Here is a 24,933-nt window from a genome sequence, read left to right on the forward strand (position 1 = left end):
CTCTTTCGTTCGGTTCTTCGTAAATTACCCTGACAGGAGTGATCTTCATGCCCCTTTCTTCCGTGGCCGCCAACGCCAGCGAGCAAGAGATTCCCTATTACCAGAGCGTGGGCAACGAGTGCGCGATGTTCGAGCAGGCGTTCCAGCAGCGCCTGCCGCTGCTACTCAAGGGACCGACCGGCTGCGGCAAGACCCGCTTCGTCAGTCATATGGCGGCGAAGCTCGGCAAGCCGCTGTTCACCGTCTCCTGTCACGATGACCTGACCGCCGCCGACCTCACCGGGCGCTACCTGCTGCAGGGCGGCGAGACGCGCTGGGTCGACGGCCCGCTGACCCGTGCGGTGCGCGAGGGCGGCATCTGTTACCTCGACGAGGTGGTGGAGGCGCGCAAGGACGTCACCGTGGTGCTGCACCCGCTCACCGACGACCGGCGAATGCTGCCGCTGGAGCGCACCGGCGAGCTGCTCGAGGCCCCCGACGACTTCATGCTGGTGGTCTCCTATAACCCCGGCTACCAGCACATCCTCAAGTCCCTGAAACCCAGCACCCGCCAGCGCTTCGTGGCGATGTCCTTCGACTTCCCGCCGCCGGCGGTGGAGCGTGACATCGTCGCCCGCGAGAGCGGCCTCGCGCCGGAGCGCTGCGCGGCGCTGGTCAACCTGGCGGCCAGCCTGCGCGCCATGAAGGGCCAGGATCTGGAGGAGGGCGTCTCCACCCGCCTGCTGGTCTACTGCGCGACCCTGATCGGCACCGGCATGCCGATCCTCGATGCCGCCCGCGCCACCCTGGTGGAGCCGCTCTCCGACGATGCCGACGTCCAGGAGGGGCTGATGGAAGCCATTCACGCCACCTTCGGTTAATCAGGTATCACATGGAACAGAGGGAGAAAGGGGGCATCGGGGACAAGCCGAAGAGGAGGTCCTACGCCATGGATGGCGTCGGTAGCGTACAGGGAGGTATTCACAGCGCCTCCTCGCAGGCTTGTACCCGAATTAGCCCCTTTCGATACCCGGGAGCTTGAATATGCTGGACTTTCTTGAGGTCGAGGAGACCGTCGGCCGCTTCTGGCACCGCTGGGCCTCCGGCGCGGCGAGCTACCCCGACCACCCCGAGGCGGCGGTGACCCTCGAGAGCCTGCGCCCCATGCTCGGCGTCTTCTTTCGTGCCGGCGGCGGCGAGGCCGGCCTCGAGGTGGCCGCCATCGCCCGGCGTGGTTCCGCCCACCGGCTGAGCCTGCGCCAGCGCCTGGGCCTCGACGAGGAGGACCTCGACCAGGCTCGCCGCGACGAGGAGCACCTGCTGCTGCCGCCGCGCCTGGCGCTCTTCCCCGAGGCCGCCCTCAACCGCGACCTCTACCTGTGGCTCACCGCCTTCCTGGCCGAGGCCCGGCCGGTGACGCTTCCCGCGGACCCGCTGCAGGCCGATCTGGCGCGCCTGCGCGAGGCACGCCGCACCGCACGGGCCGCCCTGGCCCGCTTCCCGGGACTGACGGATCGCTATGTACGCCTGTGCGGCGAGTTGCTCGCCATTCGCCCGCAGCGCAAGCGCCTGCCGCCCAGGGAGGCGGCCCTGGAGGCGGTACTCTGCGCCGAGCTGGGTGCCCCCGATCCAGAAGACGCCTGGGCAGCGGCCATGCAGCGCGCCATCCGCGAGTCGGACTTCCCGCTGGAGGAGTTCTATGCCCCGCGCGGCTACCGCCCGCCATTGCCGGTGCCGCTGTGGGGCCAGGCCGTGACCCTGGGCACCCGCGACGGCGCCCGCGAAGCCACCGTCGACGACGATGACGACATGGCGGCTGCCGGTGACTCCCCCGAGGATGACCAGGGCAAGCGCAAGGCCGACCGCCGCGAGCAGGACCAGGCCGACCGCGACGACCCGCTGATGCTCAACAACCTGGAGAAGATGCTCTCCTGGGCCGAGATGGTGAACCTCAACCGCCTCGTGGACGACGATGAAGAGGAAGAGGCCAAGAAGGCCGCCGACCAGATCGACGAGATCGTGCTGACGCCCAACCGCAAGAAGGCAGCCACCCGACTAAAGCTCGACCTCGACCTGGCCCCGGATGAGGTCGCTGGTGGTCGGCTGACGGGGCGCCATACCTATCCCGAGTGGAATCACCGCAAGCAGGCCTACCTGCCCGATCACTGCGTGGTGCTCAGCGACGTGCAGAGCGAGGAGGGAGAAAACTGGACCCCCGACGAGGCGACACGTCGGCGCATCCGCCGGGTGCGCCGCGAGTTCGAGGCCCTGCGACCGCGGCGCGAGCTCCTGCGTGGCCAGCTGGACGGCAGTGAGCTGGACATGGACGCGGTGATCCGCGCTCGCTGCGACCTGGCCGCCACGGGCGAATCCAGCGACCGGCTCTACGTGGACACCCGCACCCAGGCCCGCGACCTGGTGGTATCGATCCTGGTGGACGTCTCGCTCTCCACCGAGGCCTGGCTGCAGGATCGCCGAGTGCTGGACGTGGCCAAGGAGGCGCTGCTAGTGCTGGGCCATGGCCTGGCCGGCTGCGGCGATGATTATTCGATCCACAGCTTCACCTCCCAGCGCCGCCACAAGGTGTGGGTCAAGACCCTCAAGGCCTTCGACGAACCCATGGGCGAGCGGGTTGCGCGGCGTATCGCCGCGCTCAAGCCGGGCAGCTATACCCGCATGGGGCCGGCGATCCGCCACCTGACCGGGCAGCTGGCCGAGCGACCCAATCGCCATCGTCTGCTGCTGCTGCTGACCGACGGCAAGCCCAACGACAACGACTACTACGAGGGGCGCTACGGCATCGAGGACACCCGCAAGGCGGTGCTCGAGGCGCGCCGCCAAGAGATACGGGTGTTCGGGGTGACCATCGACCGCGAGGCAGGGCGCTATATCCCGCATCTCTTCGGCCGCGGCGGCTACGCCATCGTGCAGCGTCCCGAGCACCTCTCCCTGGCACTGCCGGGCATCTATCGCCAGATCATCGCCAGCTGAACCAGCGACCGTCGAGACCCCGATCCATGAGGAGTTCCGCCATGACCACACAAACCCGACTCATCCTCGCCGTGGCGGCCTGGTGCCTGGCCGCCGTGGCGCTGGTGCTGCCGCTGGTGTGGTTGATCAACAACCGCGACTGGGGCGTGGCGCTGATGCTCGCCGTGCCCTTCGTCGTCTACGCTCTCATGCGCCTGGGGCGTGCCCTGGAAAGCTGGGCTCGGGCGAGCGAGCCGCCAGGTTCAAATCGCAAGGCTTGACGCTGTGGCACGGGCAGAAATCTCCAGCTTGGTACGATGATAACTTTGGTATTCCCGAGTCTAATCTCCGATCGATTTGAGCAGCGCGTCCCGGGCAGCCAGGTAGAACTGGATGTCGACCTTGGTGGCCATCTCGTCGGAGAGATCGAACAGCAGCTTGCGGCAGGTCACAGGCATCAGGATCGCGGTGGCGCCTTTCTCCACGGCAATTTCCACCAGGGTGACCGGGTTGTGGATGGGTTCGATGGAGCCGCCCAGGTTGATCTCGCCGACCACGATCAGCCCCCCGCGCAGGCTGCGCTTGAGCAATGCCGAACTCATGGCGATCAGCGCCGCGACTCCCAACTTGGTGCCGGCCTTGGCGGCATCGAAGGCGCGCAGTTGCACGGTGAACTCATGCTGTCGGGGTTCCTTGTCGCCGACCAGCTGGCCGGCGCGGGTGTAAAGGTTCTGTTCGGCGTAGCCGATGCTTTCCTTGAAGGCGGAGGGCACCGGCTTGTTGAGGATCTTCACGCCGGTGCCCGGGCCCTCGTTGACCTCGATGCGGTACAGGCCCGGATGCTCCTCCTGGCCGTTGCTGGCCTGGCCACCGGGGCTGATGCTCCATACCTGGCCGGGCTCCAGTGGATCGCTGCCGATGCTGTTGTCGCTCTGCAGCTCTGGGGTGGCGACAAACGTCTCCACGCCATCCTCGCCCATGGTGTAGCTGAAGTGGGTGTTGCGGAACTCGGCGGCACCGATGCGCTTCTGCTGCTCCTTGACCCGTCGGCGCGCCTCCATGGCGATATGGATGGCCCACTCCAGGTCATCGTCGCTGGGTGATAGGTCATCGCCGGGATAGAGCAGCTTGAGCAGGCCGCTGGCGGTCTTGTTGACGGTGTTGGTGTCGCGGCCGGAGAGGGCGCCGCCGAAGAAGACCCGCCCTTGCCACTGCGAGACGCGGCTCTGGCTGCGCAGCTGGCTCCAGCACTCCGAGAGGAAGTCGCTGACCAGGCCGAAGTGGTCGGTGAGCAGCTCCTTGCTGACCTTGGGCACATCCCAGCCGGGCAGGAAGGCGTGGATGCGATCCATGAAGGCGGTATCGTGGCGCATCTCCTCCGGCAGTGGGCCGAACAGGTGGCCGATGCGCTGCTGGTGTTCCACATCCACGTCGAAGTTGCCCACCAGCACGATGGAGCCATCGGCGCGGATGCTCTCCTTACCGCGGGAGAACTCGCCGCTCTCCATGTAGCCCTTCATGATGTTGACGCCGTCCTTGTTGTCGAACGAGATGCCGGAAACCTCGTCGAAGCAGACCACGTCGTACTGGCACACCAGGCCGCGCTGGCCGTTGGCGTTGTTGACGAACATCTTGGCCACGGTGGCCTTGCCGCCGGAGATCAGGTGGGCATAGGGCGAGACCTGCTGGAACAGGTGACTCTTGCCGGTGCCGCGTGGCCCCAGCTCGACGACGTTAAAGTTGCGCTCCACGAAGGGCACCATGCGCAGCAGCAGGGCGTCCTTCTGGCGCTCGCTGAGGCCTGCTGGCTCGATGCCGGTGGAGCGCAGCAGGAAGGCCTTCCACTCTTCGGTGGTGAAATGACGGCGGGCAGCGGCCAGCTCGTCGAGCACGTCGCGCTTGGAGAGCTGAATCTCGCGCAGGGCGCGGATGCCGAAGGGGCGCCCGCCCTGTTCCTGGGCGATGCTGGCGTCATATTCCAGGGTCAGCTCGGCGTAGAAGCCGCCGGTCAGCATGCGCTCGTGCTCGCTGACCAGGTCATCCGGGATCCGCACGTCGGTCAGGCGCAGGCTGGGCAGGCTGGCCATGTAGGTGTCGTTCTTGGTGTCCAGGCGGGCCTGGATCAGATCGATGATCTTGATTTCGCCCTTCTCGCGGGCGCGGGCCTTGAACAGCTCCTCCTCGCCGGCCTTGATGGTGCGCGACTTGAGCTGCCGCTGCACCACCTCCAGGCCCTCCTCGATCTCGTCCGGATCGGTGCTGGCACAGTAGCGGCCGAGCAGGAACTCCACCACGTAGGTGGGAACCGGAAACTGCCGAGCGAAGGTGCGCACCAGGTCCTTGCGCACCAGGTACCCATCCAGCAGCTCAGCCGCCTTGCGATCCAGTTCATCGAGTTCCATGACGTCTCCGTATGTCTGTTCTCAAGGGCGTCTGTTATCAAAGGCTATTCACTGCCGCCGATGGTGGTGGAGCGCTGGGCGATCACCTGGCCACCGTCGTCCAGCACCACGGCGTAGGCGGTCTCTCCTTCGAGGTCGTCGTCCTCGACCACCACCGAGGCCTTGCCACCGGCCTTGAATGGCTTGGGCGAGAGCACCAGGCTGCTGGTCGGGTCACCGGCATGACGGCGAACATCCAGCGTCAGCCCGTCGCTGTCGCCTTCCACTACAAGGGTACAGCGCAGCCCTTTCCACACCAGGTCATCGATCAGCACCGAGGGCTTGGCGCCGGCGCTGCCGGTCACCACCAGTTCCGGTGTGACGCACTCTTGCAGGCTGAGGCCACCATGGGTGTAGGTCTCGCCCGCCTTGAAGCAGTGAATGCTCTCCGCCAGGGCGAAGTGTACCTGTTCGTTCCAGTACCAGGGGAAGCGCGCTGCGTCTGTATGGGCTCCCGGCTTGAGCGCGGCACAGCGCCCCCACTTGGTTTCCGCCAGGCTCGCCGGCAGCTCGGTCTTGGGCAGCTCGCCCGGCAGCAACAGCCAGCCGTGATCGGTGACTATGCGAATCTGTGACCAACCCTGGGCCAGCAGCGCCTGGATGCGCTCTGCCACCTCCGCCAGCATGTCATCCACGTGCTGGGCCAGCTTCCAGCCGCGCTCATGGCCGGCATGATCGATATCGCCGAACTCGCACCAGGCCGGTCGGGAAGTGTCCAGGGTCTCCTTGTGCAGCTGTTCCACCTGGCGGCGTTCCAGCACCTGCCAGCCGTTGTCGCGCAGCAGCTTCTGGAAGATGTGGCGGGTGATGGGGGTGAACTGATAGCCGTCCGGCTCCTCCTGGATGGCGTTGCTACCCAGGATCGGTGCGACCGCGTACTTACCGGTGCCGGTCACGCTGGGCAGTGCCGACCAGGTGCTGTGTTCGGCGACCTCCAGCCCTTGGTCGACAAGGCGCTGGGATAGCCGTTTGCCGCAATCCATGCGCAGGCCATCCACGAAGAGCACACACTCGCCTGGCTGGGCATGGGGCGATGCTTCACCGCGCTTCAGGCCATCAACACCCGGTTGCCATACTTTCTGAAGGTGGCGGGCGGCCTCGTCGGCCCAGCGTAGGTACATCGCGCGTATTGCCGTGAAGATCGCCTCTTGTTCACGCTGGCCAGTCACTTGATCCAATGCCCTGAGCAGGGCGTCGTCTGCCTTCCAGCCCTCGTCCAGGTAGGCCTGGCGCATATCTTCCGCCTGGCCACCCGCCAGGCTGCGCGCCGTCACCCTTGCCAGCTCGGCCAGCGGTGCCAAGGCCATGGCCAGGGGGCTTTCGCCCAGCTCCGCCCATACCCAATCGCGGCGCACACCGTGTTCCTGCTCCAGGGCTCCCAGCCGTTCTCTCGCCTCATGGGCTGGAAGCTGACCCAGCGCGCACAGCGCATGATAGAGCCGCTCCTCCTCCTGGCGGTTGAGCTGTGGCCAGACGGCCATGTCGTCAGGCTCGGGGAAGAGCCCAAGATCCGGTGGCGTAAGCTGCGCAAGCTGCTCGATCAGCTGTGGGTAGCGGCGGGGGGCCTCGGTGAAACGCGCCCAGACCGTTTTCCAGTTGCCCTGGCGCTGGGTAAAGCGTTCCAGCGCATCCAGTACGCTCTGCTTCTCCGGGTGTACGCCGTAGCGGGAGAGGCACACCTGGCAGAAGGCCTGCCATTCGTGGTCAGGCCAGCTGGAGCGCATGGCGTCGGGCTGGTTGAGCCAGTCCAGCAGGTCGCGCACCGGGTCGCCGCCGGTGAGCAGGGTATTGAAGGCCTCGGCATCCAGGTGGCGGCCTTGCAAGTCTGCGATTGACTCCCTCAGCAACCGGGGCAGGGCAGCCAGCAGCGCCTGGCGGGTTGCAGCGTCCCCGGCGATCTCAAGGCCGAGCCCACCCTGCTGTGATGAGAGGAGCGCTCGCGGCGTCCAGTCCTTGGCGTTGACCTGAGACCAGAGCGCCCCGCGGTACTGGAGCTCCGCCAGCGGCTTCAAGGCTTCCGGACACTCGCTGACGGCGCGCAGATCCTGCCGCCCTACACCAGGGAGATAGAGGATCGGCGGTGTCTCCTCGTCCAGCTCGATGTCGTCTATCGTTCCTGCAATGGCACAGCGCAGCCAGATCGCCGGGCCGCGGCGCTGCTCGGGGGCATAGTCGCCCAGCACCAGCAGTTCAGGCAGCTCGGCCTGGATCTGGGCGATCACCGGCTCCCAGAGCCGCTCGCGGTCCGGCCACAGGATACAGGCCGGAGGGGCCTGCACATCGGGGTTGTAGGCGGCGGCGCTACGGATGGCGGCTTGGAGTTGGATCAGCACGTCCACCGTGTTACAGCGCTTCATTGTTAAGCCGCTCGATCAAGTCCCCTCGGCGGAAGGTGGCAGAAAGTTGCTGAAGGGAAATCTCCTGGGCGCCATAGAGGGATTTGAGCGCTTCTTCAACGTCGTTAACCGATTGGTTGAAGAAGTTCTCCCCTTCTGCTTCGATGACCGCCAAGCATTGGGTAAAGTTTCGGTGGCTAAGGCCAGCCAGTTCAACATTCATTGTCTGTAATAGTCGCTTACCCATCTGCATGGCGATGAAGCACGAGCCGTAGCGAACGAGCAAGGGGTCTTGTTCAGCGGGCCGTTTTCGGTGGTTTTCTGCAATACGATACAAGAGCACGGCAGTGACAGTTTGAGCCCCATTGAGATCTTCACTGAAAATGGTTTCATACAGTTTGCCGAAGTGCTCTCGTGTCAGGAACTTTGCCTGGTGGGGAGCGTGTCGCCATACAGCCAAAATTGCTTCGGCGGCGGCTCCGGCGGTGATGTCTGTCGGTTTGACGGCGCGGTCCATACGCTTGCGGCGATAGGTGTATCCCAAGGCGTCAATGCTGGTTTCAAGCCGACGCTGTTTTTCATCGTTGGCTCTCAGATCTTTTAGATCGACGGGATTCTGGCTGTTGGTGGCATGAGTGATTTGTAGTACCAGGTCTTCGTTGTCCTTGGGGAGCTTGTAGACACGCACCAGTACGGAGGCATCCTTGGGCAGTGGAGCCCCCACTTTCTCCATTTCATCAATGGTTTTCAGAATAGTCATACACGTCTGACCGCCATTGACGATCTGGAGGTTCTCTACCTTGAGCTGGTAGTCGCTATCTTGAAGCGCGTTATAGGAGAAATCATTGCAGACCAGCGTCAAGCCATTGTTGAAAAAATAGAAATCTGCTGGGCTCTGCGATTTCAGTGTGCGGCGTATGCCCTCGTTGACCCGGTTGCCATGCAGCCCCAGATAGCGCCGAATATTGCGTTCTAACAGACGCTCACCATGCTGTCGCATCATGGAGGCGACCTCTGTAACAGGCAACCTGCCGACACAGACTCGGCTGTAGTTCATGTCCTCTACAATTGCTTTTCCCGTAAGACGCAGAGTTTCATCAACGGGTTTTATACGCTGGAGAATGTTGATAAGCACGTCGTGATTGACATGCTCCCAGACGACCTGGTCGCCAAAGTTCGCTCGATCGATTGACTCCTGGGCTGCCTTGTTCCATTTCAACCCATTGTTACAGGCAATGGCTCGCACATTGGGGATATAGCCGTCGCGAATCAGCGACCTGGCCTCTTCTACCTTGGTTTTTAGACGATCATTGATGTTGTTGAGGGGCGCCAAGGGGTTGAATAGGTGCCGGATGGCATTGATAAGCGACGAGATCCCTTCCTCGGGGAAGTTACTGTTTCCCTCCAGGTTAGTCTTGTACTTTCCTTGAATCAGGGTGACAAAGAACTCACCATCGATTTCCTCGGCGATGTGCATGGCATCGACCCCGAAATCACCACCACCTTCGGTCAGGCAGTCGAATGTCTCTTCGGGGTCCAGGTCCAGCATCGTCCTGGTGCACAGGTAAACAAATGCCAAGGACCGGAGACGGCCGTCATCACGGATATTCAGCTCGTCAGCAGCACGTTCACGAATCTCTTCCTGCACGCCCGTCAGTTGCTGATCGATAATCGAGGCATTAATGTTCATGGCGTACTCCTTGAGTGTTCATGCGCTGCTTTCTTCGCCGCCAGTGTGAGGTGGTAGTCGTTGATCCGGTCGCCCTTGGCGCCGCCAAGCTGGGGGCCTAGGTGGTACCAGGGGGCGGATTCGACGTCCTTGCCGCGGTCTTTCTTCCAGTGGATGTTGGGCTTGTGGACGAGCACGCCGGCGCCTTTCTTCTTGACGTCGGGGACGGACAGGAAGGGCCGGATGTTGAGGCGCACGCCGTCGTTGAGGTCCGGGTGCCAGCCGATGGGCTGTTCCTCCAATGGCTTCCAGCGCACGAAGATATCGTAGCCGTGATCCTGATCTGGATGACCTTCGCCTTCGAGGATCAGCTCCAGTCTCTTCTGCAGGGCCTCGGCGGCGGCGAGGCGGGCTTCGGCGCCGTCGATGCCGTCATTGATCTGCTTCTTCTGCTGGGTGATCCAGTCGCCCAGGTAGGTGTAGGTGAGAGTTTCCAGGGCCTTGTAGTCGAGCTTGTGATAGTTCACCAGCGCCGAGAACCCGTCCTTGAGTCCATCCCAGATATGCCAGATGAAGGGGCGGTTCTGGAACAGCTTGCAGTGCTGGGCGAAGAACTTGTCGCGCAGCCAGCTCTCCAGGTCCTTGCCGGCGTGGTCGACGCTCTCCAGCAGCTTGCCGCGGGTGGTGGCAGACCACTGATCGCCATAGGCATCGGCCAGCAGCGCTTCCAGGCGATCCACGGCGCGGCGCTCGCCGCGCACCGCGGGCAGGCAGACGATGCCATCGCGGTCGGCATGGCCGAGCAGCGCCTCGCAGCGGTTGACCCACTCACGCTGCTCCTCGGCCAGCTCCATCTCCGGGTCCAGCTCAGCCGGCCAGCGGTAGCCCAGCAGCCGGGCCACGGCGACCTGCAGCACGGTATCGTCGGTGCGCAGTGGGCCGTGGGCGGTCCATTTGGCCTCCTCGTCCCAGATTACCGAGCCGCAGGGGTGGCCGTGGAAGATCCACTGAGTGGGGTCGTTGGTGTAGGGCTGCGGCAAGCCGTGGGGGTATTTTTCTGCGGCGATCTTAATCCAATGATCGATGTTAACTGGTACCTTAACTAAAGTTTGATTTGTAACTGCAACCTTGCTGTCGAGGAGTTTTATCTCACTTTTAAATTCATCAGATTGTGTATAGCAGTAAATGCTGGCAGTTAAATTTTGATTTGTCGGGGAGATAACGGCTGTGCTCTTATCAAACAAGCCGCCATGGTAGATTCCGCATCGCATATCTCCAACAGGAGATATTAATACCCCGCTCTTATTATGAGCTGCCCCCCCAGCAAGGATGGCCTTTCCTACCTTTGCACGCTCATGGAGTTCACCAGCACCTTGCTGCCAATAAATTACGCTTTCCATCCCGCACCAGTCGTCGCTACTATTAATGGAGGCCTGCAATAACTCCCATTTTTTTTGTTTTTTACCGAACTCCCAAAAATTTCTAATAAACATGGGGGAGTCTTTTGTGCCTAAGCCATGTATGCCGTCAGCATAGTTATTTAATATGCTGAGCTGAATGTCGTTGTCGCTTACAATAACTCTAGAGTCAGGGTTGGATACCTGCCGGGAATTACTTAATTGCGTGGGTTCGATTTTTGAGATTAGGTTGTCTTTTTTTTTGGCGTCATCCTCGTTGCTGAGATCAAATGCACTTATTTTGTGATTTGGCTTCGGTTCTGTAGTATCAATAGTTACTAATGCTACCGAAACATTTTCTCCTGATATTGTTTCAAAAGCCCGCGTGCCCAATCTGGCAAATGTTCTTAGCGTATTTTTGGTGAGGAGGTTCTTTCGAAAATCTGTATACCCTGTAAGTTGAAATAGGTTTTGAGGAACGATGGCGCAGAATGTCCCGCTTTCGATAAGTCTTAGGGCACGCTCGGTGATAACTGCAGCCAAGTCTTTTCGTGCATCATAGTAATGCTGCTCGATAAATGACATCAGTTCCTCTGACTGCTTGCCTCTTGTAAGGTAAGGCACATTCGTGATTATCCATTGATATGTGCCTGCAAGTATCGTGGCAGCACGAGATAAGCCATGTGCGATGACAGTTAGCTCATTCTTTTCGTTGTCATTGTTGCCTGATAAAGCCTTGGTTGTTAGTGGTCCAACTTCATCCCAGTCAATCTCAAACAGTGTGCCCTTTCTCAGGCTGATTTCTGGGCTAATTAGGCTGCCTAGCAAAGGGGCGTTCTTGAACTGGTTATAGAGATCCTCCAGAGTGCTCCTGAGAGCCGTGTTGTTGTCAGCGAGGGTAAGCCATTCATCCTTTCTAGCATTGATCGGCAGGCCGGAGCAGGCCAGGTGCAATTCAGGCAGCTTGCGATAGCCACCGGTATCGGGGTAGCGCCAGGCGGTGAGAGCCAGAGCAAAGGCGGCGAGCTCCACGCAGCGCTGGTCGATCTCCAAGCCGTGCAGGTTGTCGCGCAGTACCGCATCCACGGCGTCGCGGGCGCTGAGGCCCTCCAGCTCCATGCGCATGGGCACCAGCATCAGCAGGGCGGCGACCAGGAAATGGCCGCTGCCGCAGCAGGGGTCCAGGGTCTTGAGCTCGGCGAGGCTTTCTGGCCAGGCGTCGAAGGTGCCGGCGGCGGGGGTCCAGTTTCCGGTCTCCTCCTCCTTGACGAAGCGCAGGTACGCCAGCGGCATGCCGGGCAGGCTGGCCTTGTCGCGCAGCTCCTGCTCGCTTTCGGCGCTGACCAGGTCGGTTTCCGACAGGCGGCGGGCGGCCCACCAGGCGCCCAGGCTGTTATCCAGCAGAAAGCTGACCATATAGGGCTCGGTGAAGAGCTGGGTGACAGCGGGCAGCTCGTCGGCGCCGATCTTCACCTCGGAGCGGTTGATGCGCTCCTTGTTGTCGGTCTGCCAGAACTGGTAGACCCAGCCCAGGCTGTCGCTGGCGCGGAAGACCTCCACCGGCAGACCGGCCAAGAGCTCCTCCAGCTCGCGCTGGTACTCGGCGGCCAGGGTGAGCTCGAATACCGGGCTGTCGACGCGGAACACCTGGGGCAGCATGGTGCTGGCCAGCCGCGCGGCCAGAGCCCAGCCGCTGGTTCGCTCGCCAGTTTCTGCCTCCTCCTCGGCCAGCTCCTCGCACTCCTCCAGGGTGACGGCCACGCCGTCGTACATCAGCAACTCGTTCTCGGCCAGGAAGCGGGCGAACAGCATGCGGTGCCAGTGCTCGTAGGCGATCTCGCCGATCAGCCGGGTGACCGCCTGGGCGCCCTCCTTGAGCGGGTCGCCGAGGCTGCGGGCGTGGGCGCGCAGCCGGCGGCGCAGGGCGCGCTGGTCGTCGCTCAGGTAGCTGGGCGGGGCCTCCTCGCCAACGCCGAGCTGCTCCAGGTCAGCCTCGGCAGCCTGTTCGGCCACCGGGCGGGCCTTACGCACGGTGCGGTCGAGCCGGTTGCGAAGTGTCTTGTCGAGTGGCTGCATGGTGATGCGTCTTCTCTGTCCCTTGGCGGCGAGTGTGTGCCGTGCTGTGTTGTGTTGTTTTGCCTGGAATTGCACGCTGGTGCAATTCGCGTGCAATTTTTTGAATTATTGGCCCAGTAATGGCGCATGGGCCATTACTTGAGCCATTAAGATGTTGGAGGTTTCCAGTGGTAACGAGACCCTGCACCGCGCCCCTTTTGCTCGACCTGTCGGGTTTCGTTTGCCAGCTCCTGCATGAGTTGCCCGACCTGGTTGCGGGTATAGCGCGTCATGTGGCGGATCTCAGCGTTTCTTAGCCCTTCTTCTCCTCGCTGGGCTCTATCCTTGAGTACGCTAAAGACTCGCGTCTTGGCGGCTTCCCAGTCGATGCGCCGGCGCTTGTCGGCGTTGCCATCTGACGTCAGGCGTGCATACAGGGCAGGCTGAAGGCTCCAGTAGGCCCCACGGCCGCTACCGCCGTGCTCCACGTAGTCGTGTTGCTCCATCTCTGCGAGCAGCTCGCGTGTCTCCGACTCGCTACGCTGGCAGAGGCTCGCCGCCGTGGCGGTGTCCACCTCCGGGTGCTGGAGGAAATGCTGCAATAGCAGCAGCTGATCGACCCCGAGGCTGTGGCCCCGCTCGCTCTCTTCGGCCACGAACTGCCGAAACGCGGCATTGAGCTCGCGCTTGTGGAAGATCACCGCGACCGAGTCGCCGATCTCACGAATCACCGGTGGTGCCTTGCCCTCCATCAGCATGGCCGAGAACATGCGGCTGACCCCTAGGTTGGTGCGATTGACCAGGCGCAGCTTGACCAGCGCGTCTACCAGCAGCGGATTACGCGCGGCTGGCTGGTGGTGAAGGATATTGCGTTCGCTGATGCCGGCGATGAAGCCGCCGTTGTTGCTGATCTCCAGCCGATTCGGGTAGAGCTTGGCCATCACGGGACCGGCAATGCGCAGGTCAGCATGGCAAAAGGCGTTCATCAGCGCCTCGCGCACCGCCTCCTCGGGCCAAGTGTGGTACTCGAAGTGAAACATCCCCTGCTTGACGGTGGTGATGGGGTTGAAGGGAACCAGCAGTTCTTCGATGCGTTGAACGGATAGAGGCAGGGCGGATACGCGGTCGTCGCGCACGCCATATTCGGTATCCGACTGCATTTGCAGGAAGGTCCACTGGTGGCCGGGCACATGCTCACGCAGCGCTGCTTCGGTGCCGGCCAAGAGGATTGCCGCGCGGGTCAGCTTACCCTTGCGGATCAGGCCCAGGGTGTCGAGTAGCTCTCTGTCGGAGCGTCGAAGGAGCTCATCGGGTGCTCTTTCCCGCTGAGCCAAATTGCGCAGGGCTTCCATCGCCACGGGAGAAAGCATGGCATCGTCGACGGGGCAGACCGCTTCGGCGGTATAGTCGGTCTCACCGGTCTCGACGCCGATCTTGCGACGCAGGGTGCCGGTGAGCGGCTGGCAATCTTTGCCGATGCGCACGGTGCCACCGCCTTTGGTGTCGGTGTGGGGCGGCATGCCCGGATGCACCTGCATGATCAGCACCCGGCCGGTGCCCTCCGGCACGTGGAGCTCCTCGAATACCGGGGTGATGTGCGGGTCGGTCTGGTCGTAGACCGCCTTCTTCAGCAGGTTGATGTCAATTTCCAGCGGTACGCCCACCACGGCGTTCTCGCGGCCGTAGACGCGATCCGCCACCCCGAACACCACGGTACCGCCATCGCCATTGGCCATGCATATGGCCATGTGGACGACCTTTTGCATCGTCTTGTCACGGCTCTTGGTATCCCACTGCTTGAAGTCCAGGTCCTGGTCTTCCAGTTCGTCGGCGGTGCTGTATTCCAGCTCATCCAGCAGCGCCTCGACTTCACGGCGTGATCTCATGGCGATTTCCTACTGGGTGATTACGGGCCCCTGCTGCAGCGCCTCGCGCAGCTCGCGGCGCACGTCCTCCAGCCAGGCGTCGATATCGGCCTCGGTCTTGAGGGTACGATGCGGCAGGCTAACAAACTGGATGCCAGGCTCCATGGCCTCGGCGGCGGCTACCAAGACGTCGTCGAAGCGGCTGGAAAGCGCGGCGATGCGGTCGGCCAGGGCGTCTGGGCGTACATGGTTCAGGGTCTCCAGCACCTCGTCTGTCGCGCCGAGCGAAATCACCGGCGCATCGGCGGCGGTCAATCGCTTGGCCCCGAGCAGGTCGTGGCGCTCTTCCGGCGAGAGCTGCTGCCAGTTGTCGTCGGTCTCCAGGCGCTGCATTCCGGCCTGGTGTTCTTGTGCATAGCGCTCCTGAAGCGTATTGAAGGTGTCGCGGAACTGCTGGGTGAGATTGGCCAGCAGGGGCTGGACGGGGTCGGGGTCATCCAGCAGCGAGCGGTGCTCGCGAATCTGGCTGACCTGGGCCAGCAGCGGCTCGGCGTCGGGCAGGCTTTTGGCGTGGTCGGCCAGTTGCTTGAGGGTTCCCCAGGCGGGGCGGCGCTGGGCGATCTTGTCGGTGATGGCCTGCCACTCGTCAATGGCGGTCAGCAACTCTGCCTGATTGGTGACGATGGCCTTGAGCTGGTCGTTGCCGCTGCTGGTGCGCACGGCTTCCAGGGCATCCAGGTGGGGAGCCTCCGGGGCTGGCGGTTCGCCACCCGCCTGTTCCGCCAGGGTTCGGAGCTTGTCGGCGAATTCGGGGGCCTTGGCGGACTCCTCGCCGGACTTGGCCTGAACGCCCAGCTTCTGCATCACCTTGCGGATATTGATGCGCTCCCCCGCGGAGATGGTGGTGGCCTCGACGCGGAACTCGGTCTTGCCGATGGCGCGGCGGTCGAGCTCCTGGGGGGCGGTGCCGTCGGTGGTGCGGATCTGGCCGGCGACCAGCAGTACCTGCAGGGCGCCATCGATGGCGTCCTGGGGCCAGCCGTAATCGCCATGCTCGAAGTGGTCGCGGATCTCGCTGCCCTTCTTGCCGTTGCCCAGGTAGCTCTGGATCGCCTTGCAGACAGCGTGGCTCTGCGGATCACCGTCGTAGCCAACGGCCTTGATGGCATCGGGAGCACCCTGCTTGGCCTTGGCGTAGACCTTGTCCCAGCCGGCATGATCGGCCAGGTGGAACTTGGGGTGCAGGCGAGCCAGGGCATTCTCGGCGCCTTCCTGAATGGCCTCGCGCAGGGTGGCACCGACGATCTCGTTACCGCCGCCCTGGAACACCTGGGCGCCGTTGAAGGCCTCGTCGAGAAGCTCGCGAATGCGCCGCTGGGCGGCGTCGCGGGTGGTCTGCATGGCGGCTCGCGCCTCCTCCCCTTCGGGAGTGCCGGGGGTGCCGCGGGTCTCCAGGGTAGCGCTGGCGGCCTTGAACTCGATCAGCTGGTTGCGTAGCTCATCGGCGGAGCGCTTGGGAATGAACACGAACAGGGTGGGGGACTCCGACCCCGCCTGGCGCGCATCGGCGCGCACCTGGCTGATGTCGTCCGACCAGCCATTACGCACCCAGACATAGAGCCTCTCGGCGGCATCGCGGGGCAGCGTCATGTCGAAGACCGGCGAGAGCGGGCGCGGGACCTTGGACTCGCCGTGATTCACCGTGAGGTTGCCGACCTGCTTGGCGAAGTGCTGGCGGATCAGATCGTCGCGCTCGGTCTCGATCTGGTGCGTGGCGTTGCCCAGAATACTCTTGTGGGAGAGGAAGGCGTCGTTCCAGGCTGCGCTCTCCTCGGTCTGGATGCGGTACTCGTCACCCACCTTGATGATGAACTCGCACGCGTCGAGAAGGCCTGGCAGGCGGCTGCGCAGCGAGCTGCTGCCGGCCTTGAGGTCATCGACCAGCAGGTCGGCGATATTGGCCAGGGTGGGGTGCAGGCCCAGCTCGGTGTTGGTGCTGGCTACCTTGTTGATCAGGAATACCACGGCGCAGGCGCGGGCCATCAGCCGCTCATCGTCGCTGCCGCTGCGCCACTGCTGGGTAGCGTCGTGGAGCTTGCGCGGCAGCATGCGGAACTGCAGCAGCTTGTCGGTGGCGTCGAAGTAGAGGTAGTCGCCGGGGATGATGTTGCCCAGCGGCGCGTCCAGATTGGTCTGAATCGCCTTGTGGATCATGCTGAGCTGGTTGCGCAGCTGGCTGTCGGTACCGGTCTGGTCAAGCACGCGCAGGGCGGCATCCCAGAAGCGGCGGCGCACCGGCAGGATGGGGTAGTCCTGGGCGAAGTGGCGGGTGTCCTCCTGGCGGTGGGCGATGGAGGTCTCGGCCAGGTGGCGGGAGATCTCGCCGAGGTTGCTTTCCATCACCTCGGTGACGGGCGCCTTGGCCTCTGGCTTCTTGGCCAGCACCACCTGGCGGATGACGGCATCGACGTCGGCATCGGAGAGCTCGATGCGGGTGGTGAAGCGGCCCTGCAGGCGCGCCAGATTGCTGGTGCCCGTAATGGCGGTCTGGCCGGTACCGATGAACATCAGCCGGCTGCCGATCTCCTTGCAGCAGGCTTCCACGGCTTCCTGGACGTCGATGGAGCGCTGGCCATCGGTGCCGATGTACTGCTGCACCTCGTCCAGCACCACCAGGGTCAGCGGCATCTTGCCGTCATGGCTCAGCGCCTGGCGGATGGCCTTGAGCATCTCGTCGCTGCTGATGTCGTTGACGTGGGGGTAGAGGTGGCTAAGGGTCTCGGCGCAGGATTCGACACTGCTGAAGATCTTCGGCTTGGCCTGGACCAGGGCCTCGTGCAGCGACTCGGCGACATAGAAGTTGTCGAGCTCCTCCTGCCAGTCGTCGCCGCGGCTTATGAGGTCGTCACGTACCTGGTCGAGGATGCCCTCGTCGCGCAGCCACATCACGAAGCGGGCTACTGGATAGTGTTGGGGCAGACCGGCGGCGCGGAAGATCACCGAGAGCAGCGCCAGGCGCACGCTCTTGTCGCGGGAGCTCGCCCCCAGGGTGCCGGAGGCGGCGAACAGGCCGCCGTGGCGTTTGCCCTGAGTGGAGAGCTCCTTGAACAGGTCCTGGATCTCCTGGGGCAGGTGGGCGAGGCCGCGTGCGGTGGCGCCGTCGTCGAGACTGACGTCTTCCCACAGGTTGCGCAGCATCTTGGCCATGTGTGACTTGCCCGAGCCGAAGAAGCCGCTGATCCATACGCCGGGCTGCTGGGAGGCACCGCTGCCGAGGTTGCGCAGGTAGGTGTCCAGGATGTCCTGCATGCCCCTGGCGTACTGGCCGTCGCAGACGAAGGTCTCCAGCTCGTAGCGCAGCACCTTCTGGCCTCGGCTGCTGGTGTCGTCGTTGACGTAGGCAACACCTTGGTTTTCCAGGCGTTGCTCGGCTGGGTCCTTGGCGTAGATATCGCGGTTGCGCATGCGTCCTTTCCCGTGCGGCTTCGATCTTTATCGTGAAATGAGTGATAGCGCCGGCTTAGCGAGCCCCGTCGGCGGTGATGGGCGTGGCCAGGTAGTTCCAGCCGTCGTAGCCGTCCAGCAGCCGATAGTTGTTATTCTCGAAGCTGCCCGGGAACAGCACCGCTAACCTACCCGGCACATGGGGCGCGAGGCGGTCTACGACCTCCTTGACCTTCAGCAGGCCGAACAGGCTGCCGACGCCGTAGAGCGTTACCACATGGTTGCTGCTTGCTTCTTTTGCGTTCAGCTCTGCCTTGAAGCGTGCTTCCAGCCAGTCCAGGTAGCGATGTATCACAGTAGCCAGCTTGGCCGGCGACCTGAAGTACCCCTTCGCATATTTCTGCTCGGCCATCCACAGGGCGAAGGTGTCGGTCAGGTCGAAGGCCATCCACTCGTGGCCGTTCTGACGGGTGATCAGCTCGAACTCGCCCAGGTTGGCACGCAGGCGCAGTTCTTCCGTTTCCGGGTAGATGCAAAAGACCACCCGTTGGGCGGCCGCGGCATCGTCGCGCCATGGGAGGGCGATGAAGCGGCCGTAGGAGTCGATCAGGCGCTTAACCTTGCTCATGGAAGATCTCCTGCTGGGCGGCAGTCGCGGGTTCAGAGGGGTTCAAGGCCTGGGTGACCACCTGGGCCAGGGCCGGGAAGTCGATATCGATCACGTTGTCGACCCGGCGCAGAACCATCCAGCCCTTGGCTGAGGCCTGTGCCGCCAGTTCCAACAGACGTTCCTGGTTGGCGTCCAGCAGCTTGCACCAGGGGCTCTGCAGCAGCAGCTCACCTCGACCGCCCTGCAGCCAGGCAAGGTAGAGGGCGTAGGCGACGGCGCCTGTCGCAGGTTCCAGATGAACACGCACCTTCTTGACGGGGCCAAGTAAGTAGCCCACCTGGACCAGGCTGCTGTTGACACGCTGAGCGATGGACTCCCGAGTGACATCACTGAAGCGCCCCGGCCAACGCTGCTCGATGGCCGACTCGACCGATTCACGGGTGATCGAGGTACCGAGCGGCTTGGCGAGAATGGCCGGGGCCAGGTCTCTGAGCAGAGAGTCTCGGGCAGCCGCTGCCAGCAGGGCGAGCTGGGGGCGTGCATCTTCATCCCGTGACCAGAAATAGCGCAGGCCGGCGTGGATCGGGTTGGCGGGGTCGAGGCCATAGAGATCGGCCAGGTGGCTGGCCGTCAGCTGGCGACTGCGACCGGAGCGCTTGGCCAGACAGTTGGCATCGCGGATGGCGGCCAGGTATGCATCCTTGCCAGCTGCTTCGGGGACATGGTCGAACAGGGTGCTTAGCTCGCTGAGCATGATGGTGCGAGCGGTATGGGTGCTGCCCTGCTGGGTCATGAACCCCAGCCGCTTGAGGGTGGCCTGATCACGCATCGGTCTTGCTGCCCTCGCTGGCACCGCCGTTACGGACCCAGTCATCCACTTCGCCGCGCTTGAACTTCCACAGCCGCCCGATGCGGTGGGCGGGCATTGCCCGCTCGGAGATCCAGCGATAGACGGTGTCGCGCTTCACGCCAAGGTACTCGCCGATCTCATCGACGGAGAGCCAACGGTCTTCCATGGTGGGGTGGTCCCGGCTATAAGATTAAACCCATTTTAAGCGAGTCTAGCCGAGCTTGGTCGATTATCGAACCGTTGGAGTCGATCTTGCTCTTGGAAGGTGGGCGGTAGATCCCAGGCAAAGCGTGTGATCGGCTAGCCGTCGGCAATCAGCGCCAGCGTCAGGATCACCAGGCCCCAGGGAACTGGGCCCACTCATCAGCGGATTGAGGTATCGCTGTGAGGCGCCCGCGGGACTACGCCGAGCCATCGCTGGCATAGAGTCGCTTCCCGGCCACGAAGGTCTGTCGTGGCTGGAGCTCGCCATCGAGCAGGGTCACATCGGCGTCGAAACCGACGGCCAGGCGGCCCTTGCGCTCTTGCAGTCCCAGCACCCGGGCCACATGGCCCGAGATCAGGCCCAGGGCCTGGTCGAGTGGCAGCACCTGCTCGCGGACCAGGCGCTGCCAGTCGCCGATCAGGGCGGTGTTGCGGGCCACCCGCATGCCCAGGTAGGCGCCCTTGGCATCGAACTCGGGCAGGCTGCCGTTGCAGTCGGAGCTCATGGTGATGAACTCGACCGGCACGCCTCGCTCGAGCAGGTACGACACCGCCTCGAAGGCGGAGATATCCTCCTCGCCGACCTCGTCGAAGGCGGTGACGTCCACGCAGGCCTCGAATCCCAGTGCATAGTCGGCGGCCTCCTCGAGCAGGGCGCGATGGCGATTGACGTGGGTGGGGATCACCTGGTCGGCGGGGATCTCGGTCTCGGCGAGCAGCCGGCGCAACGGCTCCAGGCCGCGCCTGCCGTCACCGACATGGAAGTGGCAGATGCCGCGCTTGCCGGCCAGCATGGCACCGACGCGTACCTCGCTGACCAGTCGCTCGATCTCGTCCTGGCGCGGCTGGCTCGAACGGTGGTCCGAGATCGCCAGCTCGCCCAGGCCGATGACCTCGGGGATCCAGGCCAGGTCGCGCTGCAGGTCGCCGGTCAGGGTCGGGGGTGGCACGCGATACGACCCCGTGTACATGTAGGCCGCGATACCTTCGGCCCTGAGCCCGCGGACCTTGGCGAGCAGGTCCGCCGGGGAACGGCTGATGCCGTCGGTGCCCAGCACCCCTACCACGGTGGCGATGCCCATGGCGGCGATCTCCTCGGCGGTGATCTCGGGGCAGCGATTGCCGCAGCCGCCCTCGCCGCCACCCCCCGTCACGTGGACGTGCTGGTCGATGAAGGCGGGCACGGCGATCAGCTCGCGCGCCTCGACTACCTCGACCGGCCAGCCTACCGGAACCTCGAGGTCGCGCCCCAGGGCGGCGATTCGTCCATCGGCGATCAGCAGCTCGGTCGCCTCGAGAGGTTCCGGGGCGAAGATGCGCCCGACACGCAGCAGGGTCAGCAGGGGGGCATGTGGATCATCGAGGGACATCATGGCGCCTTATCAATGGGATCAATGGGGGCAGCATCAGTGGAGGCAGTCGGCGCTGGCGGCGAGAAGCGCCGGCCCCGGAAGCGCTCGATGGCGCCGGCGATGTCATCGATCAAGAGCACCAGCAGGTCACCCTGGCTCGCCTCGTCGAAGGCCCTGTCGACGGCCTGGGCCTCCTCCATGATGATCTCCACCCGGCAGGCGCCCGCCACGGATTCGGCACCGTCGCGCAGCAGGCCGGCGGCCTCGCCGGGGGGGCGCCCGCGGGAATCGGTCTCGTAGATGTAGACGATGTCGTGCATGCGGGCGAGCAGTGTGCCCAGGCTGACGAGGTCCTCGTCGCGGCGGTTGCCCGGGGCGCTGGCCACGCCGATGCGCCGCCCGGCCGGGATCGCGCTCACCAGTTCGCTCAATGCCTCCAGCGCCGGCACGTTGTGGCCGTAGTCGATCAGCACCTTCATGCCCTCGGCCTCGATAAGGTTGGTGCGGCCGGGGTTCTGCCCCGGGCTGGGATGGAAGGTCTGCAGGCCCATCTGGATGTCGGCGATGGAGAGCCCCAGGGCATAGGCCGCGGCGCTGGCGGCCAGGGCATTGGCGACGTTGAAGCGGGCGTGGCCCTCGAAGGTGATCGGCACGTCCACCACCGGGATCACCTCGGCCTCGACATGCCCCTGGCGCATCACGATGCGCTCGTTGTGGACGGTGAAGGCCATCCCGTGTTCGCGGACATGCTGGCGGACCGGCCGCGAGTCGGGGTCCATGGTGAAGAAGATGGTCTCGCCCCGCGCCCACTCCTGGCCGGCCAGGACCCGCGGGTCGTCGGCATTGAGCACGGCGGTGCCGCTCTTGCTCACGGCGTCGATCACCACCGTCTTGCAGCGGGCCAGCTCGTCGAGGGTGTGGATCTCGTGCTCGCCAAGGTGGTCGCTTGCGATGTTGAGCAGCACCCCCACGTCGCATTCGTCGAAGCCCAGCCCGCGGCGCATGATGCCGCCCCGGGCGACCTCGAGGACGGCGGTCTCGACGGTGGGCTCGCGCAGCACGATGGCCGCCGCCTGGGGGCCGCTGTAGTCGCCGCGCATGATGACGTGGTTGTCGATCTCGATGGCGCCGGTACAGGCCATGCCCACGTTGCGTCCCGCATGGCGCAGCAGGTGGGAGATCAGGCGCACCGTGGTGGTCTTGCCATTGGTGCCGGTGACCGCGACGATGGGAATGCGCGCATTGCTCTCGGGGTCGGGGAAGAGCATGTCGACCACATGGTGGCCGACATCGCGACCGCTGCCGTGGGTGGGCGAGATATGCATGCGAAAGCCGGGGCCGGCATTGACCTCCACCACGCCGGCGGATTGCTCCTCCAGCGGCCGGCTCAGGGTCTCGGCGAGCAGGTCGATGCCGATGATATCAAGGCCCACCAGGCGCGCGATGCGCTCCGCCGCGTACTTCACCTCGGGGTGGACGTCGTCGGTCACGTCGGTGGCCGTGCCCCCCGTGCTCAGGTTGGCGGTGGGCTTGAGGTAGACCATCTCGCCGGCGGGAATCACGCTCTGCAGGGTCAGGTTCTGCTGGTCGATCATCCGCTCGGACTGCTCGTCGAGCACGATCTGGGTGAGCAGGTTCTCGTGGCCGACACCGCGGCGCGGGTCGCGGTTCTCCCTTTCCACGAGGGCCTGCAGGGTGGTGGCCCCGTCGCCGATCACATGGGCCGGACGGCGCCGGGCGGCGGCCACCAGCTTGCCGTCGATGACCAGCAGGCGATGGTCCTCGCCGCGGACATACTGCTCGACGATCACCGAGGGGTTGCGGTGGGAGGCGATCTCGAAGGCCTCGCGCAGGGCGTGGTCATCCTCGATGTTGGTGCTCACGCCGCGGCCGTGGTTGCCGATCAGGGGCTTGGTCGCCACCGGATAACCGATGTAGCGCGCCGCCTCCAGCGCCTCCTCGAAGGAGCCGCACACCTGGCCCTGGGGCACCGGGATGCCGGCGTCGCCGAGGATCTGCTTGGTCCAGTCCTTGTCGTCGGCGATGCTGTAGCCGATCAGGTCGGTCTGGCAGGTTACCGTGGCCTGGATGCGCTTCTGGCGGTGGCCGTGACCCAGCTGGATGTAGCTGCTCTCCTCGCTGAGCCGGGTGTAGGGGATGTCGCGGCGTACGGCAGCGTCGACGATGGAGGCGGTGGAGGGGCCCAGCATGTGGTCGTCGCGCACCTGCCTGAGGCGCTCGAGGATCGGCTCCATGTCGATCGGCTCGTCGTTGAACAGCCGTGCGACGAGGTCCACTGCCTCGACCCCTGCCGCCAGTCCGCAGGCCTCGTCGCGGTAACGGTAGACGACGTTGTAGATACCGGTCTCGTAGGAGTCGATGGTCTTGCCGTAACCGACCGAGAAGCCGATCAGGTTCTGCAGTTCGATGACCACGTGCTCGACCACGTGGCCGGCCCAGGTGCCGCGCTCCAGGCGCTCCAGGAAGCCGCCGGGCCGGCCCACCGAGCAGCGATGCTCTTGAAGGCTGGGGATCAGGGTGGTGAGGCGCCCGACGATGCCGGGAACGGTGTCGCTGGGTCGCTCCTCCAGCTCTTCGATGTCCAGGCGCATGAAGATGGCGCGGTAGCGGCTGTAGTAGTTGGGACCACGCAAGGCGCGGTGTTCGAGGATCTTCATGCGGATTCTCCCCGGGTGGCGGCGGCGAGGGTGTCGGGGGCAAGATAACGACGCTCCTCGATGTCGAAGCCATGGCCGCTGACCAGCGCATGCAGGATCAGGTGCTCGATGGCCACCGCTTCGCCCATCGATAGCTCGGCGATGTTCGAGCTCGCCAGGTCGCGGCTGTCGACCAGGATGACATGCCCGGTGCCGATGGCTTCTAGCACCCTGTTCGGGTGAATGATCACCGCGGCATCCTCGCCCAGCCCCACGCCCAGGTACTCGGGGTTGCTCGCCCCGACCTCCATCAGTCGCGTGAAGCGTCCGCGCTCGAGGAAGTGACTGTCGATGACCAGGCCATCGACGAAGCCCAGGCCAAAGGTCATGTTGACGGCCCCCTTGCGCAGGGCATCGGCGGCGGCGCCGTTGTAGATCATGGTACCCGGCATGGCCGCGGCACCGGCACTGGTTCCGGCCACGACGGCGCCCTCCTGCAGGCGTTGGCGAATGGTGTTCAGCACCGGGGAGCCACCCAGCACATTGGTCAGGCGCAGCTGGTCACCGCCGGTGAAGAAGATGACGCCGCTCTGCTCGATGCGGCGAAGGGTATCGGCTTCAGCCGCCTGGCGGCGATCGCGGATGCTCAGTGAATGCACGCGGCTGGCGCCCAGACGCGAGAAGGCCCCTTCGTAATCGGCCAGCACTTCGTCGGGAATGCCGCTCGCGGTGGCGATAACGGCGACTTCGTCACGGCCTTCAGGGGCCAGGGCGAAGACCCGTCTCAGTATCTCGAGATCGGAGGTCCTGTCCTCGGCGCCGCCGATGGCTACGATGTGGCCGGGTGCCATGGAGTGTGGGGAATCCATAACCTATTCGTCTCCCAGTGACGCCTTGCAGTGACGCCTTGGCGCCGATGCAGAATCACTTCTGCGTGAAATATCCGCCGAATGGCAGGCTGCGTGCCGCTTTGGCTTTCACTTATAACAGGCATCTCGGCACGGGGCACGTGCTTGCTGTCGCGCTTGCAACGATCGACAGTATCGCCGCCCTATGCCGTTCGCCCTACAGGGCAAAGAAGGCGCTCAAGACCCGACTTTCGCT

15 protein-coding genes are annotated in these 24,933 nt (G+C 64.1%); 3 read left to right on the forward strand and 12 right to left on the reverse strand.

The window, feature by feature from the left end:
• Positions 1–47: 47 nt before the first annotated feature.
• From DFO68_RS02320 to DFO68_RS02330, 3 genes are all read left to right on the forward strand, one after another.
• A complete protein-coding gene (locus DFO68_RS02320; RefSeq protein WP_133481642.1) occupies positions 48–860 on the forward strand; it encodes a CbbQ/NirQ/NorQ/GpvN family protein in 813 nt (270 codons plus the stop codon).
• A gap of 163 nt (positions 861–1,023) precedes the next feature.
• Positions 1,024–2,970 (forward strand): nitric oxide reductase activation protein NorD, encoded by a 1,947-nt coding sequence (locus DFO68_RS02325; protein WP_133481644.1) that lies wholly within the window; start codon positions 1,024–1,026, stop codon positions 2,968–2,970.
• Positions 2,971–3,011: 41 nt separating this feature from the next.
• Positions 3,012–3,230 carry a hypothetical protein gene (locus DFO68_RS02330; protein WP_243726389.1) on the forward strand — a complete coding sequence of 73 codons (219 nt, stop codon included), beginning with the start codon at positions 3,012–3,014 and terminating at the stop codon, positions 3,228–3,230.
• A 60-nt stretch (positions 3,231–3,290) separates the two neighbouring features.
• Here DFO68_RS02330 and brxL read toward each other — a convergent pair whose 3' ends face one another.
• The 12 genes from brxL to DFO68_RS02390 form a co-directional block, all read right to left on the reverse strand.
• Positions 3,291–5,351: a BREX system Lon protease-like protein BrxL gene (gene brxL / locus DFO68_RS02335; RefSeq protein WP_133481648.1), complete on the reverse strand. Its 2,061-nt coding sequence runs from the start codon at positions 5,349–5,351 to the stop codon at positions 3,291–3,293.
• 44 nt (positions 5,352–5,395) lie between these two features.
• Positions 5,396–7,747: a BREX-1 system phosphatase PglZ type B gene (pglZ, locus tag DFO68_RS02340; protein WP_133481650.1), complete on the reverse strand. Its 2,352-nt coding sequence runs from the start codon at positions 7,745–7,747 to the stop codon at positions 5,396–5,398.
• Complete coding sequence (locus DFO68_RS02345) at positions 7,734–9,416, reverse strand: AIPR family protein (protein ID WP_133481652.1); 1,683 nt, start codon at positions 9,414–9,416, stop codon at positions 7,734–7,736. The genes pglZ and DFO68_RS02345 overlap by 14 nt, the downstream gene beginning before the upstream one ends.
• Positions 9,413–12,943, reverse strand: coding sequence for an Eco57I restriction-modification methylase domain-containing protein (locus DFO68_RS02350; protein ID WP_208107342.1), 3,531 nt, complete (start codon positions 12,941–12,943; stop codon positions 9,413–9,415). Before DFO68_RS02350 ends, DFO68_RS02345 begins: the two co-directional genes overlap by 4 nt.
• 71 nt (positions 12,944–13,014) lie before the next feature.
• Positions 13,015–14,733 (reverse strand): RNA-binding domain-containing protein, encoded by a 1,719-nt coding sequence (locus DFO68_RS02355; RefSeq protein ID WP_133481654.1) that lies wholly within the window; start codon positions 14,731–14,733, stop codon positions 13,015–13,017.
• Between the two features lie 9 nt (positions 14,734–14,742).
• Complete coding sequence (gene brxC / locus DFO68_RS02360; protein WP_133481656.1) at positions 14,743–18,177, reverse strand: BREX system P-loop protein BrxC; 3,435 nt, start codon at positions 18,175–18,177, stop codon at positions 14,743–14,745.
• A 55-nt stretch (positions 18,178–18,232) separates the two neighbouring features.
• Positions 18,233–18,784 carry a BREX protein BrxB domain-containing protein gene (locus DFO68_RS02365; protein ID WP_133481659.1) on the reverse strand — a complete coding sequence of 184 codons (552 nt, stop codon included), beginning with the start codon at positions 18,782–18,784 and terminating at the stop codon, positions 18,233–18,235.
• The gene (locus DFO68_RS02370) at positions 18,771–19,595 is read right to left on the reverse strand and encodes a hypothetical protein (RefSeq protein WP_208107343.1); all 825 of its coding nucleotides are present in this window, start codon (positions 19,593–19,595) and stop codon (positions 18,771–18,773) included. The genes DFO68_RS02365 and DFO68_RS02370 overlap by 14 nt, the downstream gene beginning before the upstream one ends.
• Positions 19,588–19,782, reverse strand: a complete 195-nt coding sequence (locus DFO68_RS02375; protein ID WP_133481661.1) for a helix-turn-helix domain-containing protein — start codon at positions 19,780–19,782, stop codon at positions 19,588–19,590. Before DFO68_RS02375 ends, DFO68_RS02370 begins: the two co-directional genes overlap by 8 nt.
• Positions 19,783–20,017: 235 nt before the next feature.
• Positions 20,018–21,190 carry a beta-aspartyl-peptidase gene (gene iadA, locus DFO68_RS02380; RefSeq protein WP_243726390.1) on the reverse strand — a complete coding sequence of 391 codons (1,173 nt, stop codon included), beginning with the start codon at positions 21,188–21,190 and terminating at the stop codon, positions 20,018–20,020.
• On the reverse strand, positions 21,190–23,850 hold the full coding sequence (gene cphA, locus DFO68_RS02385; protein ID WP_133481665.1) for a cyanophycin synthetase: 2,661 nt from the start codon (positions 23,848–23,850) through the stop codon (positions 21,190–21,192). The genes iadA and cphA overlap by 1 nt, the downstream gene beginning before the upstream one ends.
• A complete protein-coding gene (locus DFO68_RS02390) occupies positions 23,847–24,698 on the reverse strand; it encodes a cyanophycinase (protein WP_133481668.1) in 852 nt (283 codons plus the stop codon). The genes cphA and DFO68_RS02390 overlap by 4 nt, the downstream gene beginning before the upstream one ends.
• Positions 24,699–24,933 lie beyond the last annotated feature (235 nt).

The sequence above is a fragment of the Halomonas ventosae genome (assembly GCF_004361885.1).
Taxonomy (GTDB): domain Bacteria; phylum Pseudomonadota; class Gammaproteobacteria; order Pseudomonadales; family Halomonadaceae; genus Halomonas; species Halomonas ventosae_C.

Excerpts from the sequence above, each read along its gene's own strand:
- DFO68_RS02320 (WP_133481642.1), top strand. The coding sequence starts at position 48 with ATGCCCCTTTCTTCCGTGGCCGCCAACGCCAGCGAGCAAGAGATTCCC.
- DFO68_RS02325 (WP_133481644.1), top strand. The coding sequence starts at position 1,024 with ATGCTGGACTTTCTTGAGGTCGAGGAGACCGTCGGCCGCTTCTGGCAC.
- DFO68_RS02330 (WP_243726389.1), top strand. The coding sequence starts at position 3,012 with ATGACCACACAAACCCGACTCATCCTCGCCGTGGCGGCCTGGTGCCTG.
- brxL (WP_133481648.1), bottom strand. The coding sequence starts at position 5,351 with ATGGAACTCGATGAACTGGATCGCAAGGCGGCTGAGCTGCTGGATGGG.
- pglZ (WP_133481650.1), bottom strand. The coding sequence starts at position 7,747 with ATGAAGCGCTGTAACACGGTGGACGTGCTGATCCAACTCCAAGCCGCC.
- DFO68_RS02345 (WP_133481652.1), bottom strand. The coding sequence starts at position 9,416 with ATGAACATTAATGCCTCGATTATCGATCAGCAACTGACGGGCGTGCAG.
- DFO68_RS02355 (WP_133481654.1), bottom strand. The coding sequence starts at position 14,733 with ATGAGATCACGCCGTGAAGTCGAGGCGCTGCTGGATGAGCTGGAATAC.
- brxC (WP_133481656.1), bottom strand. The coding sequence starts at position 18,177 with ATGCGCAACCGCGATATCTACGCCAAGGACCCAGCCGAGCAACGCCTG.
- DFO68_RS02365 (WP_133481659.1), bottom strand. The coding sequence starts at position 18,784 with ATGAGCAAGGTTAAGCGCCTGATCGACTCCTACGGCCGCTTCATCGCC.
- DFO68_RS02370 (WP_208107343.1), bottom strand. The coding sequence starts at position 19,595 with ATGCGTGATCAGGCCACCCTCAAGCGGCTGGGGTTCATGACCCAGCAG.
- DFO68_RS02375 (WP_133481661.1), bottom strand. The coding sequence starts at position 19,782 with ATGGAAGACCGTTGGCTCTCCGTCGATGAGATCGGCGAGTACCTTGGC.
- iadA (WP_243726390.1), bottom strand. The coding sequence starts at position 21,190 with ATGTCCCTCGATGATCCACATGCCCCCCTGCTGACCCTGCTGCGTGTC.
- cphA (WP_133481665.1), bottom strand. The coding sequence starts at position 23,850 with ATGAAGATCCTCGAACACCGCGCCTTGCGTGGTCCCAACTACTACAGC.
- DFO68_RS02390 (WP_133481668.1), bottom strand. The coding sequence starts at position 24,698 with ATGGATTCCCCACACTCCATGGCACCCGGCCACATCGTAGCCATCGGC.